Below are 14715 nucleotides of genomic sequence, written 5' to 3' on the forward strand. Positions count from 1 at the left end.
CGACAAACGACCGAGCCCCGGGAATCGCTCCCGGGGCTCGGTCGTTGTCGGCCGTCGATCAGGCGACGATGATCCAGCCCTTGCAGCCGGTGCCCATGCTGCCCGGCCAGTCCGAGCCCGACACCTCGAACGGGATGGCGCCCGGCATCGGGGTGCCCAGGTCGACGGTGGTGGTGACCGCGCCGTAGGTGTCGGGCAGCGGGGTGCGCGTCCCGGCCATGTCGATCTTGGCGTCGTCGGTGAAGTTGCTGGAGGTGGTGATCTCCAGCGTGGTGGGTGTGAACGAGTGCGCCAACAGCGTGGTCTGGCCGCACTGGCCCTTGGCGTAGTCGAGCGTGATCTTCTGCGGCGTGGCGTCGGCGGCGGCCGGCGCGGCCAGCGCACCGGACAGGGCACACGCGGTTGCCGCCAGGGTGATGCGGCGGACGTAGACGGTCTTCACGAACAAAACCCCTTTCCTGTGGTCACAGCTGTGGATTCCCCCTGATCGATCGACGACGATCATGCCGTGACCGCGCCCCCGGCACGCGGCGGACGCGCGGAAGAATCCGGGCGAGTCCGCGGGGTCACGTGTTTCGGATGTGCAGGCGCAGCGGCAGGGTGCGATGGCGGCGCACGAAGATGCTCGGAAACCACTGCGGCGGGGCGTCTTCGACGAGGGTGAACGCGGTGGTGCGTTCCAGCAGGGCGGTGAGCGCGGCGGTGGCCTCCAGCTTGGCCAGCGCCGAGCCGACGCAGAAGTGGATGCCGCGCCCGAAGGCGAGATTGTTGGCGCTGCTGCGGCGGTCCAGGTCGAGGGTGTCCGGATCGTCGAAGCGGGCGGGGTCGCGATTGGCGGCGCCCCACTGCAACAGCAGGTGGCTGCCCGCGGGAATCTCGATGCCGCCCAGCGCGGTATCGGTGGTGACGTGCCGATGATGGCCTCGGAAGGGCGATTCCAGGCGCAGCGCCTCGTCCAGGAAGGCGGGCAGCAGGGCGGGTTCGGCGCGCAGCTCGTCCTGGAGGTCGGGGCGGGCGGCCAGCAGCCGGGCGGCATTGGCGATGAGGCCCGCCGTGGATTCGCCGCCCGCGCCGACCAGTTGGACCAGGATCAGCACGGCCACCACATCGGTGATCTCCCCGGCCGCGCAGGCGCGGGCCAGCACGCCGAGCAGGTCGTCGCCCGGGTTGCGCTGGGCGGCCGCGAATTCGGTGTGCAGGTAGCCGGTGAGTTCGGTGGCGGCGGTGACCAGGTGCACGAAACGGTCCGAGTCGACCACGCCGCCCAGCATCTCGGTGCTGTCGTAGGCCCAGGTGAGCAGTTGCGGCACCGCGGCGTCGGGGAGTCCGATGATGTCGGCGACGAGCGCCAGGGGGAGGCGGTCGGCCATGCCGGTCGCCCAGTCGATGCGATCGCCGTGCAGTTCCTCGGTCCACAGCCGGTCCACCAGTTCGGTGACAGTGGGGCCGAGGCCGCGAATCCGCTTGGCCAGCAAGGGTTGCACAAGTTTGCGCTGGGCCTGGTGGCTGGGGTCGTCGGCGGTGGCGAGGACGTGGACGGCCTGGCCGCCGCCGTCCATGTCGAAGGTGACGGGCGGCTGCCCCTCCTGCCGCAGGAGTGCGCCGGTGAGGTTCGAGGAGAAGTCGTCGCCTCGATTCACGGCCTCGGTCACCAGATCCCACGACGTCACCAGGTAGAAGTCGGTGCCCGGGATGCGGTAGACAGGGGATTGCTCGCGCAGCCGCCGGTACAGCGCGTAGGGGTCGTCGATGTGCGCGGGATCGAAGACGTCGAGCGCATCGGGTGAGGTGCGGGTCATGGGGCCACCGTCGTCCCGACCTGAATCGAGTGTCAACAAGCGTCTCGCGGTGAGACGGATCCGCCGTGCGGACCCGCCCGTACGCAGGAGTTTTCCCGGCTTCGTGAGACTTCGGACCCCCGTCTGGACCGGCCGACTAGTATCGAACGACTACGCGACAGCGCTTGCTGGCCCAGGAGGCTCGGGTGATCGTGCGTGAACAGGGGTGGATGAGGCGGGGATCCGGCGCGGTGTTCGCGGCGGTGGCGCTACTGGTGGTGATCTTCGCGGTGAACGGCCCGGTGGCGCGGGCCTCTGCGGGACCCGCCCCGGACACGGTCACCATCGATAGTGGTGCGTTGCACGGTGTCTCGACCCCGTCGTATCGCCTGTTCAATGGAATCCCTTACGCCGCACCACCGGTCGGTGCGCTGCGCTGGCGGCCGCCCGAGCCGGTCGTGCCGTGGCCCGGAGTTCGTGAGGCCCGCGACGCGGGCCCGAACTGCGCCCAGCCGACCGGGTTGGGCGGCCTGCGCACCACCGTCGAGGACTGCCTGTACCTCAATGTCTGGACGCCGCCGACGCTCCCGGCCGACGGCCGCGCCCTGCCCGTCATGGTGTGGATTCACGGCGGCAGCCTGCAGACCGGCACCGGAAGCATGTACGGCGCGGCCCCTGTGGTCTCCCAACCCGACGGGGACGTCATCGTCGTCACCATCAACTACCGGCTCGGGCTGTTCGGCTTCCTGGCCGCCTCGGCCCTGGACGACGGTTCCGGTTCCGGCGACTACGGCCTCATGGACCAGCAGGCCGCCCTGCGCTGGGTCCACCGCAATATCGCCGCGTTCGGCGGCGACCCCGATCGGGTCACCCTGGACGGCGAATCGGCTGGCGGCGTCTCGATCTGCGCCCACATGGCCACCCCGTCCTCCACGCCCCTCTTTCACGCCGCCATCCTCCAGAGCGGCCCCTGCGCGAGCCGATCCCTCCTCGACGCGGAGGCAGAAGGCGACGCCTGGGCCGCCGCCGCGGGCTGCCCCGCCACCGACGACGCGACCTGCCTCCGCAACCTCTCACCCGACATCCTGGTCGACCGCGGCCCCGACGACACCAACGTCGTCCACGGCAACGCCTACCTCCCCGAAAGCCCCCTGGCTCTCCTCAAATCCGGTGGCATGTCCCATATCCCCACGTTCGTCGGTTCCAACCATGACGAGGTGGCCCTCTGGGTCTGGATCAAATACGGCATCCCCCTCGGCCCCGCCATGACCCCCGCCGACTACCCTCGCCTCCTCGCCGCCAAGATCCCCGACCTGACCCCACCCCACATCGACCGGGTAATCAGCGAATATCCCCTCACCGACTTTTCCCAGCCCGCGTTGGCCCTCACCCGCGCCTGGACAGACCAACTCGTCTGCAAACTCATCTCCCAGGTCGCCGACCTCTCCCGCCAAAACCCCACCTACGTCTACGAATTCGACGACCGCACCGCCCTGGCCCCACCCAGCACCTTCCCCATGGGCGCCTACCACGCCGCCGAACTGCCCTCTCTCTTCGACCTGGTCCAAGCCGGCTTCGCACTCGACGGCGTCATGACCCCACCCCAACGCCGCCTCCAATCCGACATCCGCCGCTACTGGACCCGCTTCATCAACACCGGCGCCCCCGACCCGGCCGGCCTCCCCGCCATCCCCCGATACGCCCCGACAGCACCCACCTTCCTCTCCCTCCGCCCCGCCGGAAACCAGTTCTCCGACACCTTCACCACCGACCACCGCTGCGCCTTCTGGAACGATCTGATCGGGTAACCGCCGATCGAACGACGGTGTCGGAAGGCCGGTCAGGTGGAGTGGGCCAGGGCCTTGTACAGCCAGTCGTGGGCGCGGCCGATCGTGACTCGTGGGCCGAGGAGTTGGTCTGTCAGAGACCAATAGCGGTGAATTCGGGGGTCGGAGTCGGTGGCGTCGAGCAGGAGGTGCTCGCGGAATTGCCGGGTGTCGCGTTCGCCGCGGGCGGTGGCGTGGGCGGTGACGAATCGGTCGAGCTCGTTGCCGGAGCGCGGGGGAATGCCGTCGGCTACGAGGGGAACGACGTCGACCATGATCTCGCCCATCTCGTGGTACAGGGCCCGCGGGTCGCGGATCAGGTCGGGGCGATTTCGCCAATATTGGTGCCGGACAGCGTTGTTCAGGTCGATATCGGTGGCGAGGGCGGCCAGTTCGGCGTAGGCGACGACCTCGTCGACGGATGGTTCGGTGGGCGGCTCGGGGACGTTCCAGCACACCCAGCCGTCGCTGTCGCACCGCGGAATCGGCGTGAGAATGCGGTGCCAGAAGCGGATGAGACACTCGTGCAACGCATTACCGTCCTGTGCCGCGGCCAGCAATGCCAGCCGTTCGGAGCGTTGTGCCGGGGCGGCTGCCTCCATGGCTCGTACGGATGCGCGACGCCAAGCCAGCGACCTGAATTCGATATCGAGCTTTGCGCTTTCGGCGGCGATGGCCTCTTCCATCGATTGTCCTCCGTGCAGCACGCCGGTGATCGAGTCCAACCCGAGTCCGAGCGCCCGTAACCGCCGCACCAGCAGGAGCCGTTCGGTCGCACTCTCGGCGTCGAACATTCGATGCCCGCCGCCGCTGCGCTGGGATTCGAGAATGCCTTCGTCGCAGTAGAACCGGATCGTGCGCACCGACAGCCCCGAGTCGCGCGCCAATTCCCCGATGCTCATGCGCGCAGCGGGCTTTGTGTCGTCCGTCACAAGCTGTTGAACCTCCACCCCACTGGAGCTTTTAGCGTACTGGCACTGCTGTTCGGATCTATGTCGTCACATCGAGGAGAGTGTTTCGTGGCCAGTACCCAGGAAGAAATCGTCACCGGGATCGCGGAGATCGTCGAAGAGGTGACGGGAATCGATGCGTCCGAGGTGACGATCGAGAAGTCCTTTGTCGAAGACCTGGAAATCGATTCGCTGTCGCAGGTGGAGATCGCGGTCCAGCTGGAGGACAGGTACGACGTGAAGGTCCCCGACGAGGACCTCGCGAGCCTGCGGACCGTCGGTGACGCGGTCGCGTACGTCCAGAAGATGGAGGCCGAGAAGCCGCAGCTCGCCGCCGAAATGGAGGCGAAATACAAGGAAGGCCAGGCGAATTGAGCGTAATTCGCCACTGATCTGACCGCGGGCGTTCGGTGTCGCAGCCGATCGAGTCGTCTGCGGCACCGAACCGTCACGCGGTCTTCGACCCCGAACTACGCGTTACCGGTGCACACCACGTCGCTGACCGCCGTCGCTGACAGGTCGGCCGAGCCGACATTGGCCAGCATCGCCTGCGGGTAGATCTCGGCGAGGCTGTTGTAGGCGTCGCGCAGAGCGGAGGCGCGGTCGGGGCCCGTGCCGGTGCCGACTGCCAGGTAGTCGCTGTTGTCATTGCGGTAGACGAGCGCGCCACAACCGTTGGCCCACGTCACCATGATCCGGCAGTCAGCGGTGCCGCCCTCGGCGCAGTCCGCGATCGCGGCGGCCTGCGCCTCCGCCGCGCTGGGCGCGTTGACGCTTCGGCCGTAAGCCCACTCGTCATGGCTGAACGCGATCGCCCCGTACAGCCCCGCCGCATCGGCCGTACCGGCACAGATCGCCGACCCCGCCGCAAGACCGACCGCCGCCACCGCGACAACGGCCTTACCCATGAAACTCATCTAATTCATTCCCTCTTCGCACATGTACAGACACGGACCCGACAACCGCATCGGATCCTTCGGATCGGAGAATCATGTCCGATCACCCTCGAATTCGCCCAATGCATATCGCGCATCACAACGTCTACTGCGGAATCCCCATTACCTACATGGCAGCGCCGGATTCCGGCATCGAAATGATGAGTCTGCCGCCATTGGTCAAGCGCAAACGCGGCGCGGGACCGGCTTTCGGGGGACCACCCGCGTTTCGGCCGCTCGGTGCAGCCCTCGAGGCGTCAGAAGCCGAGGAAGGTGCGGACGGGGCCGGTGAGGATGCCTGAGATGAGGGCGTCCATGGCGGCGGGGTCGGCGGCGGTGGTGGGGACGGTTCGGGAGTCGCAACCCGGGTGGGCGGCGGGGTTTTCGGCTTGTTGCCGGAGCCAGGCGAGGGCGGCGGGAGCGCCCAGGAACCATTCGCCGGTGTGGGCGGAGGCGGGCATGGCGAGTTGTTCTCGACGGTAGGTGACGGGGGTGCCGGCGGCGCAGTAGGTGGAGACAAGGGTGTCCATGCTGGTGATGAGGCTGCCCTCGTCATCTATGGCGTTGTAGATGTAGAGGGGGGTGGTGGGGGCGGTGGCGCCCAGGGTGCGTTCCTCGAGGGCGGCGCTGATGGCGGGGTCGGTGAGGATCTGCTCGATGGGTTCGGTGAGGAACTGGTTGGCGTCGAAGCCGAGGCTGGACATCATGTTCTGGGGTGTGCAGTTGTCCGCGGCGTCCGCGATCTTCTGTTTCCCGGCGGGGGTGAGGTAGCGGTTCATGGCGGCGGTGAACACGGGGGAATCCTGCATGACTCCCATCAGCGCGATGGGGAGCAGGCCGCCGCCGACGGGCGTGCCGTTCATGGCGAGCATCGCGGCACGAGGATCGGCGACCGGTGCGCCGGCTGCCGTCCCGACCAGATTCAGTTCGGGCGCGTACCGCGGCTGTTCCTGTGCGGCCCAAGCACTCGCGATACCACCACCGGAGTAGCCCCATAGGAGCGCCGGGGTGCTGGGTCCCGACAGGGCGGCCGGTTCGAACGCCTCGACGGCCCGAATGCCGTCCAGGACGGCGTAACCGGGCTCCTTCGGCGTCGAGTAGTGGTTGTCGACGCCACCGAAGTCCGGCACCGAGACCGCCCAGCCGCGAGCCAGCCCGGCGGCGATCATCGCGGTCTCACCGGACATCGTGGTCAATTGCAGCGGACCGGATTTCGACGGATCGATCCAGGGGACATGCCCCTGGAACAATGCCTGGGAGGGCTGGCACTGCGGCGCGATCGCGTCGGTCATGTTCTGGAACGACAGCAGTGCCGTCGGCCAAGTCGTGTTCGCGGTCTTCAGCACCGTCGTCACCGCGGCATAGGGCTGGCCGTTCGCCGCGGTGGTCCGATACAACAACTGCCACGCTTGGACCGGCCACGGGACCAACTGTGAATAGGTGGCCTGGATCGGCCGCACACGGAGGATCGTCCCGGGTTGTTGCGTCGCGTAATCCGCGGGCGGCGTGAAGAAGGAGTCCTCGCTATTGGGTACCGCCGACGCCGGGGCCGCCATGACGCTCGTGGCCCCCACCAAGGCTGCGATCGCTATCGCCACTCGCGCGAATCGCGTGAAAAATGTTGTCCGGTAACGATATTTACGTCTCGACGACATCGGCCACCTCCCCTTCGGCGCTCGAACTGTAACAGGTTTCAATTCGAACGGGGTTGCTGTTCGCGAGCGTTTCGAAGGGACTGTCGGACGAGTACATTCGAGGAGTGACGCTCGGTATGGGGGAGCCGTTGGCGGGCGCGCGATTGCGGGCCGCGATCCGGGAAGCGCATGCCGAGGCGATGCGGGAGGTGGCGGCGGCGGAGCCGGGGGAGCCCGCGGTGCCCCGGGATCTGATCGAATTACTGGCGTTGCAGCGGCGGGTGGCCGTGATCGCCGAGCAGTTGGACGCCGAATCGGTGGCTCTGCGGGTGCGACGCGAGGACGATTGGGGATGGGATCGACTTCGGAGGGAAGGTAGTTCGATGAGTGTCAGTCTGGCCAAGGGCGGGAATGTCTCGCTGTCGAAGCAGGCGCCGAATCTGACGAAGGTTGCGGTGGGGCTGGGGTGGGATGTGCGCAGCACCACCGGGGCCGATTTCGACTTGGACGCCAGCGCCATGGCGTGCGGGCCGAACCAGCGCGTGGTGTCGGACAAGCACTTCGTGTTCTACAACAACCTGCGTTCGCCCGAGGGGACCATCGAGCACACGGGCGACAACCTGACCGGTGCGGGGGAGGGCGACGACGAGGTGATCAATGTGGACTTGGCGGCCATGCCGCCCTCGATCACGAATATCTTCTTCCCCGTGTCGATTTACGACGCCGAGGCCCGGCGGCAGGCGTTCGGGCAGGTCCGGAACGCGTACATCCGGGTGGTGGACGCGGTCACGGGGACGGAACTGGCCCGGTTCGATCTAACCGAGGACGCCTCCACCGAGACGGCGATGGTGTTCGGGGAGTTGTACCGGCACGGCGCGGAATGGAAGTTCCGGGCCATCGGTCAGGGGTATGCGTCCGGATTGGGCGGGATCGCACGGGATTACGGCGTCAACGTCTGACCCTGCTTCAGGCCGGAGTCCGGTAGCAGCGTGACCACGCGGGCTCGCGGACCCAGGCGGAGCCCCACGCGGATGGCCGCGACCACATTCGCGCCGGAGGAGTTCCCGGCGCGCAGGCCCTCCTCGCGGGCCAGCCGGTGAGCCATGGCCTCGGCGTCGGGACTGGAGACCGGCGCCACCTCGTCGACCAGGGTCGGATCCCACAGGGGCGGTGGATAACCCAGCCCGATGCCCTCGATCCGATGCCGGCCGGGCGGGCCGCCGGACAGCACGGGCGACTCGGCGGGCTCCACCGCCACGACCTGAATCCGCCGCTGTTTGTGATAGCGAAGCAGCGCGGCGCTGCCGCGGAGTGCGGCGGCACTGCCGACCGCCTGAACGAACGCGTCCACGCGGCACTCGGTCTGCGCCCAGATCTCCTGCCCCAGACCGTGATAGCCGGTGATGGCGTCGGTGTTGTTCAGGTGATCGGGCCAGAAGGTGCCGGGCTCCCGGCTTGCCCGCTCGGCCGCGGCCGTGGAGTCGACCAGCCGCAGCCGATACCCCTTGGCCGCGCACACCAGCCCGAGCGCGGAACCGCTACTGCCGCGCGCGTATTCGACCACCGTGTCACCCGGTTGCAGCCGCCCGTCCCGCTCCGCCACCGCGATCATGGCCTGGGCGGCGCGATCCTTCATGCTGCCGGACGGGTTCTGCCCTTCGAGCTTCACCAGGATCTCCGCGCACCCCGCGGGCGTCACCCGGTGCAACCGCACCAGCGGAGTATTGCCGATCGCCGCCAAGACGTTGTCGCCGATGAACATGATCCGCGCCGACCCTTCCCGGGCCCCCGACTGGGCTCAGGTTCGATTGTCCGGCAGCGGGGCGGGCTCGCGGGCCGGATCGGCGCAGGTTCGGCCCGCGTCGAGGATTCGGTGCGCGCTGAAGGTTCAGTGCGCGAGCGGCGCGCCGAGCACCGGCAGCGGCTGCGGCCGCTTGGCGACCCGCTGGTCACCGGAGGAGATCCCGCGCAACCGCCGCATGGCCCACGGCCCCAGCGCGGTTGCCGCCCACTCGAGTTCGGCCGCCATCGACCGCAGTAGCCCCCGCTCGGGCAGCGCGGGGATGAGCGGGCGGGTCCAGGTGTCGTCGGAGCCCGGCAGCCGCAGCGCCTCGGCCATGGCCTCGGCGATGCGCTGATGCCCGAGCGGGCTGGCGTGCAGCCGGTCGGGACTCCACAGCCGCGGATCGGTGACGACGGCGTGATGCCCGGTCTCGGCGACCAGGACCCCGTGCCGCCGAGCCGCCGCCCGCAACCGCTCGTTGAGGATCGACACCCGCCCGCGCAGCGGCCGCGCCAGCGGAATCGTCTCGGCGACATCGGGAAAGGTCAGGGTGGCCACGACCGCGCCGGTCGCGGTGAGCGCGGCGAACATCGCCTCGACATCCGCGACGATGGCGTCCGGATCGAAGGCGGGACGCAGCAGGTCGTTCATACCCGCGAGCACAGTCGCCAGATCGGGCCGCAACGACAGGGCCGCATCCAGCTGGTCGGCCCGGATCTGCCCGGCCAGCTTCCCGCGCACCGCCAGATTGGCGTACGACAGGCCCGGATTGGAGGCGGCCAGTCGCTCGGCCAGCCGATCCGCCCAGCCCCGCAGGCCGGTCCGGTCGTCGCCGTCGCCGACGCCCTCGGTCTGGCTGTCGCCGAGTGCGACGTAACGGGTGTAGGTGCCATCGGTCATGGCGGATCGGCCTTTCGGTGACTGTCCGTGGATCATCCCAGGGAATCGGCGGCCACGGCAGCCGCCGCGAACACGTTCACGCACCCGCCGCCTGGTGTTCGGCCGCCGCTGCCTCCCGTTCGATTTGCGCGACGGCCTCGGCCTGGATCCGCGCGAACTGGGCGGCCATCGCCTCGGCCAGCGCCTGGGCGCCCGAGAGCGGGCGGACCATCACCGTGAATTCATCGATCTTGCCGTCCGCGTCGAAGTGCAGGAAGTCGCACCCGGTGATGCGCTTGCCCGCGACCGTGGTCTCGAAGACCAGCGCGTGATCGGCGGCGTCCGGCGCACCGATCTCCTTCACGTACCGGAAGTCCTCGAACACCCGCAGAACCCCGCGCAGAATGGCCGCGGTGATGGCCTTACCCGGGTAGGGCTTGAAGGCGACCGGGCTGGTGAAGACGACATTGTCGGCGAGCAGCGCTTCGATGGCCGCGGCATCACGGGCCTCGACGGCCTGACGGAACCGCTCCGCCTCTCCGTGCTTGTGCATGATCCCCTCACATCCAGGTAGTCAAATCATTGCCTATATCTTCGAACGGTAGCGCTAAGCCGCAGCAACTGTCCAGAGTCCATATAGACAATTAGTTCACTATCGAGCTCCAGGCCGGATGTGGAGACGACGACGGCCCGATCCCACACGGAACCGGGCCGTCGCGGCGGACGCGCTACTTGCCGATCACGCCGTACTGGGTCAGCAACTCGCCGTCTCGTTGTTGCCGAGCCGCTTTGCCACCCCGCGCCACAGCAGCTCCGGCCCGGGCAGGTCGATCGGATCGCCGTCGCGCAGCCGGGTCATGGCTGTCAGCAGCGTGCGGATGTCGTAGGTGGAGTTGAACACCTCCGGCACAGTCGCCGGGCTTGTCGGCGAACAGCGCGTACACCCAGACCATGATCTGATCCTTGGGCTGCTGCTTGAAGTGCGGCCCTTGGGGATCGGTCTGGAAAACGGTGTGCGCCTAGGCCGTGTACTTGTAGAACCCCTCGCCGGTGGCGATGCCGAGCTTGCCCTTATCGATGTAGTTGTCCTTGAGCCACTGCGCGATTCGCTGCCCGGTGGCGTCGCCGCTCATCAGGATGTTGTAGGGCGTGGTGAGCCCGATGATGTCGAGGATCTGGAACGGCCCGGCCGGAGCGCCGGTGCCGATGCGCCAGGTCTTGTCCACCGCCTCGGGCTCCGCGTAGCCGCCCTCGGCGAGGTTCATGGCCGCGTTGAGCAGCGGCACCAGCAGTGAATTGAGGACGTAGCCGGCCTTCTCCTTGTGCAGTTCGATGGGCACCATGCCGATGGCGGAGGCGAAGTCCACGACCGCCCGGTAGACGTCCGGATCGGTGTCGTCGGTGCCCATGATCTCGGCGGTGTTGAAGTGCCACACCTGATTCGCGAAGTGCAACGCCAGGAACCGGTTGGGCCGGCCGGTGAAATCCTTGATGGCGCTGGGTAGCAGGGTGGAGGAGTTGGTGGCGAAGATGGTGCGCTCGGGGGCGAGCTTGCCCAGCTTCTCGTAGATCTCCTGCTTGAGCGAGAGCACCTCCGGAACCGCCTCGATCACCAGGTCCGCCTCCGAAACCGCCGCGCCCAGATCGGAACTCAGCGCGATGCCCGCCGCGGTCGCCTCGGCCTTGCCGTCGCCCGCGCCGGGCACCTGCTCGCGGTAGGTGGCGGCCAGCTTGTCGAAGCGCCCGCGGGCCGCGGTCAGCGCCGCGTCGTCGATGTCGTATCCGGTGACGTCGAAGCCGCGGAACGCGGTCTGGAACGCGATCTGGGAACCCAGCACACCGGTGCCGAGCACGGTGACCTTGCGGATCTCGATGCCCATTGTCATTGCCTCCCTGTGGATGTGAAGAATCCGGCGATTATCTGTGCGATCTGCGCCCGCAGATCCGCCATGGCGTCGTGCCCGGGATGCGCGCCGGTGGACGGCCGGGCCAACGCCAGATGCAGCACCGCGAAGATGCTGCGACCGGCTACTCGCGCCTGCTCCTCGACCTGTGGTGACCCCGTCGCGCCGGAGTCGGCGACGAGCCGTTCGGCGATCATGGATTCCAGCCGGGCCACCAGGGCCAGGCCCTCGGAGCGGTACTTGTCGGTGGGTGAGCCGAACAGCAGTTCACGCTGATAGACGATGGTGTTCTCGGGCCGTTGCGCGGCGGTCCGCAGCAGCGGGCCCAGCATCTCGTACACCGCCGCGACGGTATCGGCCTGCGCGCGAGCCTGATCCGCGCCGGCCTCCAGCGCCGTGCGCAGCTCCTCGTTGTAAACCATCAGCAACAGTTCGCCTTTGGTGGCCGCGTAGCGGAACAGCGTGCCCGCCGCGATATCGGCGCGATCGGAGATCTGCTGGGTGGTGACCCGGTCGAAGCCCTGCTCGGCAAACAGGGTCGCGGCCGCCTCGAAGATTCTGGACTGTTTGTCGTGCATCTTGCGTTGCCGTCGTCCGACGTGCGCCGATATTGCCGTTGTGGCCATCGGACACCTCCAACCCTGCCTGCGTAACTGAGTGGACTCAAAAATGAGCGTACTCCTAGCTACTGAATCCGCAAACCTGCCCCGACCGGCCGGGCGTATGTTGTGGGCATGGCCACGCACCTCACCCACTGGGGCGTTCTCGAAGCGGACAGTGACGGCGAACGGCTGACCGCGGTCCGCCCGTGGCGCGCGGACCCCGAACCCACTCCGCTCATCGAGAATGTCGCCTCGGCCCAGCATCATCCGGCCCGCATCGACCAGCCCTATGTGCGGCGCGGCTGGCTGGAACACGGCCCCGGGCCCGGACCGCGCGGCACGGAGGAGTTCGTGCCGGTCTCGTGGGACACCGCGCTGGATCTGCTGGCCGGTGAATTGTCCAGGGTGTACCGGGAATTCGGTGCCGGCGCGGTCTACGGCGGCTCCTACGGCTGGGCCAGCGCGGGCCGATTCCATCACGCGCAGAGCCAGATTCACCGATTTCTCAACTGCCTCGGCGGCTACGTCTCGCACCGCAACAGCTACAGCCTGGGCGCGTCGACGGTGTTGCTGCCGCACATCCTCGCCGATATGGGCACCATCATGTCCCGGGCCACCACCAAGTCGGTGCTGGCCGAGCACTCGAAGCTGATCGTCTCCTTCGGCGGTCTGTCCCCGAAGAACGTGGTGGTCTCGCCCGGCGGGGTCTCCAAGCACAACGGCCGCGGCTGGATCGAGACCGCGCACGCCAACGGCTGCCGCTTCGTCACCATCGGCCCGCTGCGCGACGACAGCCCGGCCGAGGCCCACGCCGAATGGATCGCGTCCCGGCCGGGCAGCGATGCCGCGCTGATGCTCGCGCTGGCCCATGTACTGGACGCGGAAGGGTTGGCGGACAACGCTTTCCTGGACCGCTACACCGTCGGCTATGACCGCTTCCGGGACTATGTGCGCGGCGCGGAGGACGGCATCGCCAAGGACCCGGACTGGGCCGAGCCCATCACCGGCGTTCCCGCGGACCGGATTCGCGACCTCGCCCGCGCGATGGCGGCCACCCGCACCCTGGTCACGGTGAGCTGGTCGCTGCAGCGGGCCCGCTACGGGGAGCAGCCGCTGTGGCTGGGCGTGGTGCTGGCCGCCATGCTCGGCCAGATCGGTCTGCCCGGAGGCGGATTCGGCCACGGCTACGGTTCGGCCGGGAATGTCGGTCTGGCCGTGCGGGTCACGTCCCCGCCGAAACTGCCGCAGGGGCGCAACGCGGTTCCCGACTTCATCCCCGTCGCGCGCATCGCGGACATGCTGCTGAACCCGGGCGAGCCGTACGAGTACAACGGCGAGCATCGCACGTATCCCGCCATCCGCCTGGTCTATTGGGCCGGTGGCAACCCCTTCCACCACCACCAGGACCTGGCCCGGCTGCGCACCGCCTTCGGCCGGCCGGACACCGTGGTGGTGCACGATCCGTTCTGGTCGGCCACAGCCCGGCACGCCGACATCGTGCTGCCCTCGACCATGACCATCGAACGCGACGATTACGGCTCGGGCGAGGGCGACCGCTACCTGTTCCCGATGCCCGCCCTGACCCGGCCGCACGCGCAGGCCCGCGACGACTACTGGATGTTCGGTGAACTGGCCGAAAGGCTCGGCGTCGGTAAGGAATTCACCGAGGGGCGCACGGATCGGGAATGGCTGCGCCACCTCTACGACGAGTGGCGCGACCGATTGAGCGCCCGCGGCCACGAGGTGCCCGACTACGACACCTTCTGGTCCGGGGAATCCCTGGACCTGCCGCTCGAAGCCGAGGAGCACATCGCCTTCGCCGACTTCCGCGCCGACCCGGACGCTCACCCGCTGCACACCCCCAGCGGGCGGATCGAGATCTTCTCCGAGACCATCGCGGGCTTCGGCTACGACGAATGCCCCGGCCACCCGGTGTGGCTCGAACCGGACGAATGGCTGGGCGGCCCGCTGGCCGCCCGGTTCCCGATTCAATTGGTGGCCAACCAGCCTCGCACCAAATTGCACAGTCAGCTCGATATCGGCGCGCACAGCCAGTCCTCGAAGATCCAGGGCCGCGAACCGGTCCGGCTGCACCCGGACGACGCGGCCGCGCGCGGTCTCGCCGCGGGTGACATCGTCCGGATATTCAACGACCGCGGCAGCTGCCTGGCCGGGCTGGAGATCAGCGATTCGGTGCGCCCGGGCGTCGCGCAGCTGTCCACCGGCGCCTGGTACGACCCCGACCCGGCCGACGCGACCTTCTGCCGCCACGGAAACCCCAACGCGGTCACCCGGGATCGCGGCACGTCCCGTCTGAGCCAAGGGTGCACGGGCCAGCTGTCCCTGGTGGAGATCGAGCGCTACGCCGACCCGCTCCCACCCCTGACCGTCACCGGCCCGCCCGCCATCGGCAACCTCTGAAGG

Annotated in this window: 15 protein-coding genes and 1 pseudogene; 4 read left to right on the plus strand and 12 right to left on the minus strand. The window is 68.4% G+C overall.

The features are described from left to right. Nucleotides 1–58: 58 nt before the first annotated feature. Both ACQPYY_RS06630 and ACQPYY_RS06635 read right to left on the minus strand, forming a co-directional pair. Nucleotides 59–442 (minus strand): hypothetical protein, encoded by a 384-nt coding sequence (locus tag ACQPYY_RS06630; protein ID WP_433593088.1) that lies wholly within the window; start codon nucleotides 440–442, stop codon nucleotides 59–61. 124 nt (nucleotides 443–566) lie between these two features. Beyond that, nucleotides 567–1799 carry a cytochrome P450 gene (locus ACQPYY_RS06635; RefSeq protein WP_433593089.1) on the minus strand — a complete coding sequence of 411 codons (1233 nt, stop codon included), beginning with the start codon at nucleotides 1797–1799 and terminating at the stop codon, nucleotides 567–569. Nucleotides 1800–2008: 209 nt separating this feature from the next. On the opposite strand from ACQPYY_RS06635, the gene ACQPYY_RS06640 reads away from it, so the two are divergent. Further along, nucleotides 2009–3586: a carboxylesterase/lipase family protein gene (locus tag ACQPYY_RS06640; RefSeq protein ID WP_433593090.1), complete on the plus strand. Its 1578-nt coding sequence runs from the start codon at nucleotides 2009–2011 to the stop codon at nucleotides 3584–3586. A 32-nt stretch (nucleotides 3587–3618) separates the two neighbouring features. Here the strand turns inward: ACQPYY_RS06640 and ACQPYY_RS06645 are convergent, their stop codons facing one another. Next, entirely contained in the window at nucleotides 3619–4536 is a 918-nt protein-coding gene (locus ACQPYY_RS06645; RefSeq protein WP_433593091.1) for a MerR family transcriptional regulator, read from the minus strand. A gap of 87 nt (nucleotides 4537–4623) precedes the next feature. On the opposite strand from ACQPYY_RS06645, the gene acpM reads away from it, so the two are divergent. Then, nucleotides 4624–4929, plus strand: a complete 306-nt coding sequence (acpM, locus tag ACQPYY_RS06650; protein ID WP_433593092.1) for a meromycolate extension acyl carrier protein AcpM — start codon at nucleotides 4624–4626, stop codon at nucleotides 4927–4929. A gap of 95 nt (nucleotides 4930–5024) precedes the next feature. On the opposite strand, the gene ACQPYY_RS06655 is transcribed toward acpM, so the two are convergent. Then, complete coding sequence (locus ACQPYY_RS06655) at nucleotides 5025–5471, minus strand: DUF4189 domain-containing protein (protein ID WP_379100567.1); 447 nt, start codon at nucleotides 5469–5471, stop codon at nucleotides 5025–5027. A gap of 275 nt (nucleotides 5472–5746) precedes the next feature. Continuing rightward, entirely contained in the window at nucleotides 5747–7063 is a 1317-nt protein-coding gene (locus tag ACQPYY_RS06660) for a lipase family protein (RefSeq protein WP_433594584.1), read from the minus strand. 443 nt (nucleotides 7064–7506) lie between these two features. On the opposite strand from ACQPYY_RS06660, the gene ACQPYY_RS06665 reads away from it, so the two are divergent. Further along, nucleotides 7507–8082: a TerD family protein gene (locus tag ACQPYY_RS06665; protein ID WP_433594585.1), complete on the plus strand. Its 576-nt coding sequence runs from the start codon at nucleotides 7507–7509 to the stop codon at nucleotides 8080–8082. Here the strand turns inward: ACQPYY_RS06665 and ACQPYY_RS06670 are convergent. The 7 genes and pseudogenes from ACQPYY_RS06670 to ACQPYY_RS06700 form a co-directional block, all read right to left on the minus strand. Then, nucleotides 8064–8885, minus strand: a complete 822-nt coding sequence (locus ACQPYY_RS06670; RefSeq protein WP_433593093.1) for a PLP-dependent cysteine synthase family protein — start codon at nucleotides 8883–8885, stop codon at nucleotides 8064–8066. The genes ACQPYY_RS06665 and ACQPYY_RS06670 overlap by 19 nt on opposite strands. Nucleotides 8886–9011: 126 nt before the next feature. Continuing rightward, nucleotides 9012–9806, minus strand: a complete 795-nt coding sequence (locus ACQPYY_RS06675) for an SGNH/GDSL hydrolase family protein (protein ID WP_433593094.1) — start codon at nucleotides 9804–9806, stop codon at nucleotides 9012–9014. 76 nt (nucleotides 9807–9882) lie between these two features. Beyond that, nucleotides 9883–10338 carry a nuclear transport factor 2 family protein gene (locus tag ACQPYY_RS06680; protein WP_379100575.1) on the minus strand — a complete coding sequence of 152 codons (456 nt, stop codon included), beginning with the start codon at nucleotides 10336–10338 and terminating at the stop codon, nucleotides 9883–9885. A 201-nt stretch (nucleotides 10339–10539) separates the two neighbouring features. Further along, entirely contained in the window at nucleotides 10540–10686 is a 147-nt protein-coding gene (locus ACQPYY_RS06685) for a hypothetical protein (protein WP_433593095.1), read from the minus strand. 19 nt (nucleotides 10687–10705) lie between these two features. After that, nucleotides 10706–10768, minus strand: a pseudogene (locus ACQPYY_RS06690) (hypothetical protein); the annotation flags it as partial. A gap of 36 nt (nucleotides 10769–10804) precedes the next feature. Continuing rightward, complete coding sequence (locus tag ACQPYY_RS06695; RefSeq protein ID WP_433594586.1) at nucleotides 10805–11665, minus strand: 3-hydroxyacyl-CoA dehydrogenase; 861 nt, start codon at nucleotides 11663–11665, stop codon at nucleotides 10805–10807. 2 nt (nucleotides 11666–11667) lie between these two features. Then, entirely contained in the window at nucleotides 11668–12315 is a 648-nt protein-coding gene (locus ACQPYY_RS06700; RefSeq protein ID WP_433593096.1) for a TetR/AcrR family transcriptional regulator, read from the minus strand. 108 nt (nucleotides 12316–12423) lie between these two features. On the opposite strand from ACQPYY_RS06700, the gene ACQPYY_RS06705 reads away from it, so the two are divergent. Then, nucleotides 12424–14712 (plus strand): molybdopterin guanine dinucleotide-containing S/N-oxide reductase, encoded by a 2289-nt coding sequence (locus ACQPYY_RS06705; RefSeq protein ID WP_433593097.1) that lies wholly within the window; start codon nucleotides 12424–12426, stop codon nucleotides 14710–14712. Nucleotides 14713–14715 lie beyond the last annotated feature (3 nt).

The sequence above is a fragment of the Nocardia sp. CA-145437 genome, from assembly GCF_050956485.1.
GTDB lineage: Bacteria > Actinomycetota > Actinomycetes > Mycobacteriales > Mycobacteriaceae > Nocardia.

What these genes read in the sequence shown, in the direction of transcription:
- ACQPYY_RS06635 (WP_433593089.1), bottom strand. Translation starts at nt 1,799, where the DNA reads ATGACCCGCACCTCACCCGATGCGCTCGACGTCTTCGATCCCGCGCAC.
- ACQPYY_RS06640 (WP_433593090.1), top strand. Translation starts at nt 2,009, where the DNA reads ATGAGGCGGGGATCCGGCGCGGTGTTCGCGGCGGTGGCGCTACTGGTG.
- ACQPYY_RS06655 (WP_379100567.1), bottom strand. Translation starts at nt 5,471, where the DNA reads ATGAGTTTCATGGGTAAGGCCGTTGTCGCGGTGGCGGCGGTCGGTCTT.
- ACQPYY_RS06665 (WP_433594585.1), top strand. Translation starts at nt 7,507, where the DNA reads ATGAGTGTCAGTCTGGCCAAGGGCGGGAATGTCTCGCTGTCGAAGCAG.
- ACQPYY_RS06670 (WP_433593093.1), bottom strand. Translation starts at nt 8,885, where the DNA reads ATGTTCATCGGCGACAACGTCTTGGCGGCGATCGGCAATACTCCGCTG.
- ACQPYY_RS06675 (WP_433593094.1), bottom strand. Translation starts at nt 9,806, where the DNA reads ATGACCGATGGCACCTACACCCGTTACGTCGCACTCGGCGACAGCCAG.
- ACQPYY_RS06680 (WP_379100575.1), bottom strand. Translation starts at nt 10,338, where the DNA reads ATGCACAAGCACGGAGAGGCGGAGCGGTTCCGTCAGGCCGTCGAGGCC.
- ACQPYY_RS06695 (WP_433594586.1), bottom strand. Translation starts at nt 11,665, where the DNA reads ATGGGCATCGAGATCCGCAAGGTCACCGTGCTCGGCACCGGTGTGCTG.
- ACQPYY_RS06700 (WP_433593096.1), bottom strand. Translation starts at nt 12,315, where the DNA reads ATGGCCACAACGGCAATATCGGCGCACGTCGGACGACGGCAACGCAAG.
- ACQPYY_RS06705 (WP_433593097.1), top strand. Translation starts at nt 12,424, where the DNA reads ATGGCCACGCACCTCACCCACTGGGGCGTTCTCGAAGCGGACAGTGAC.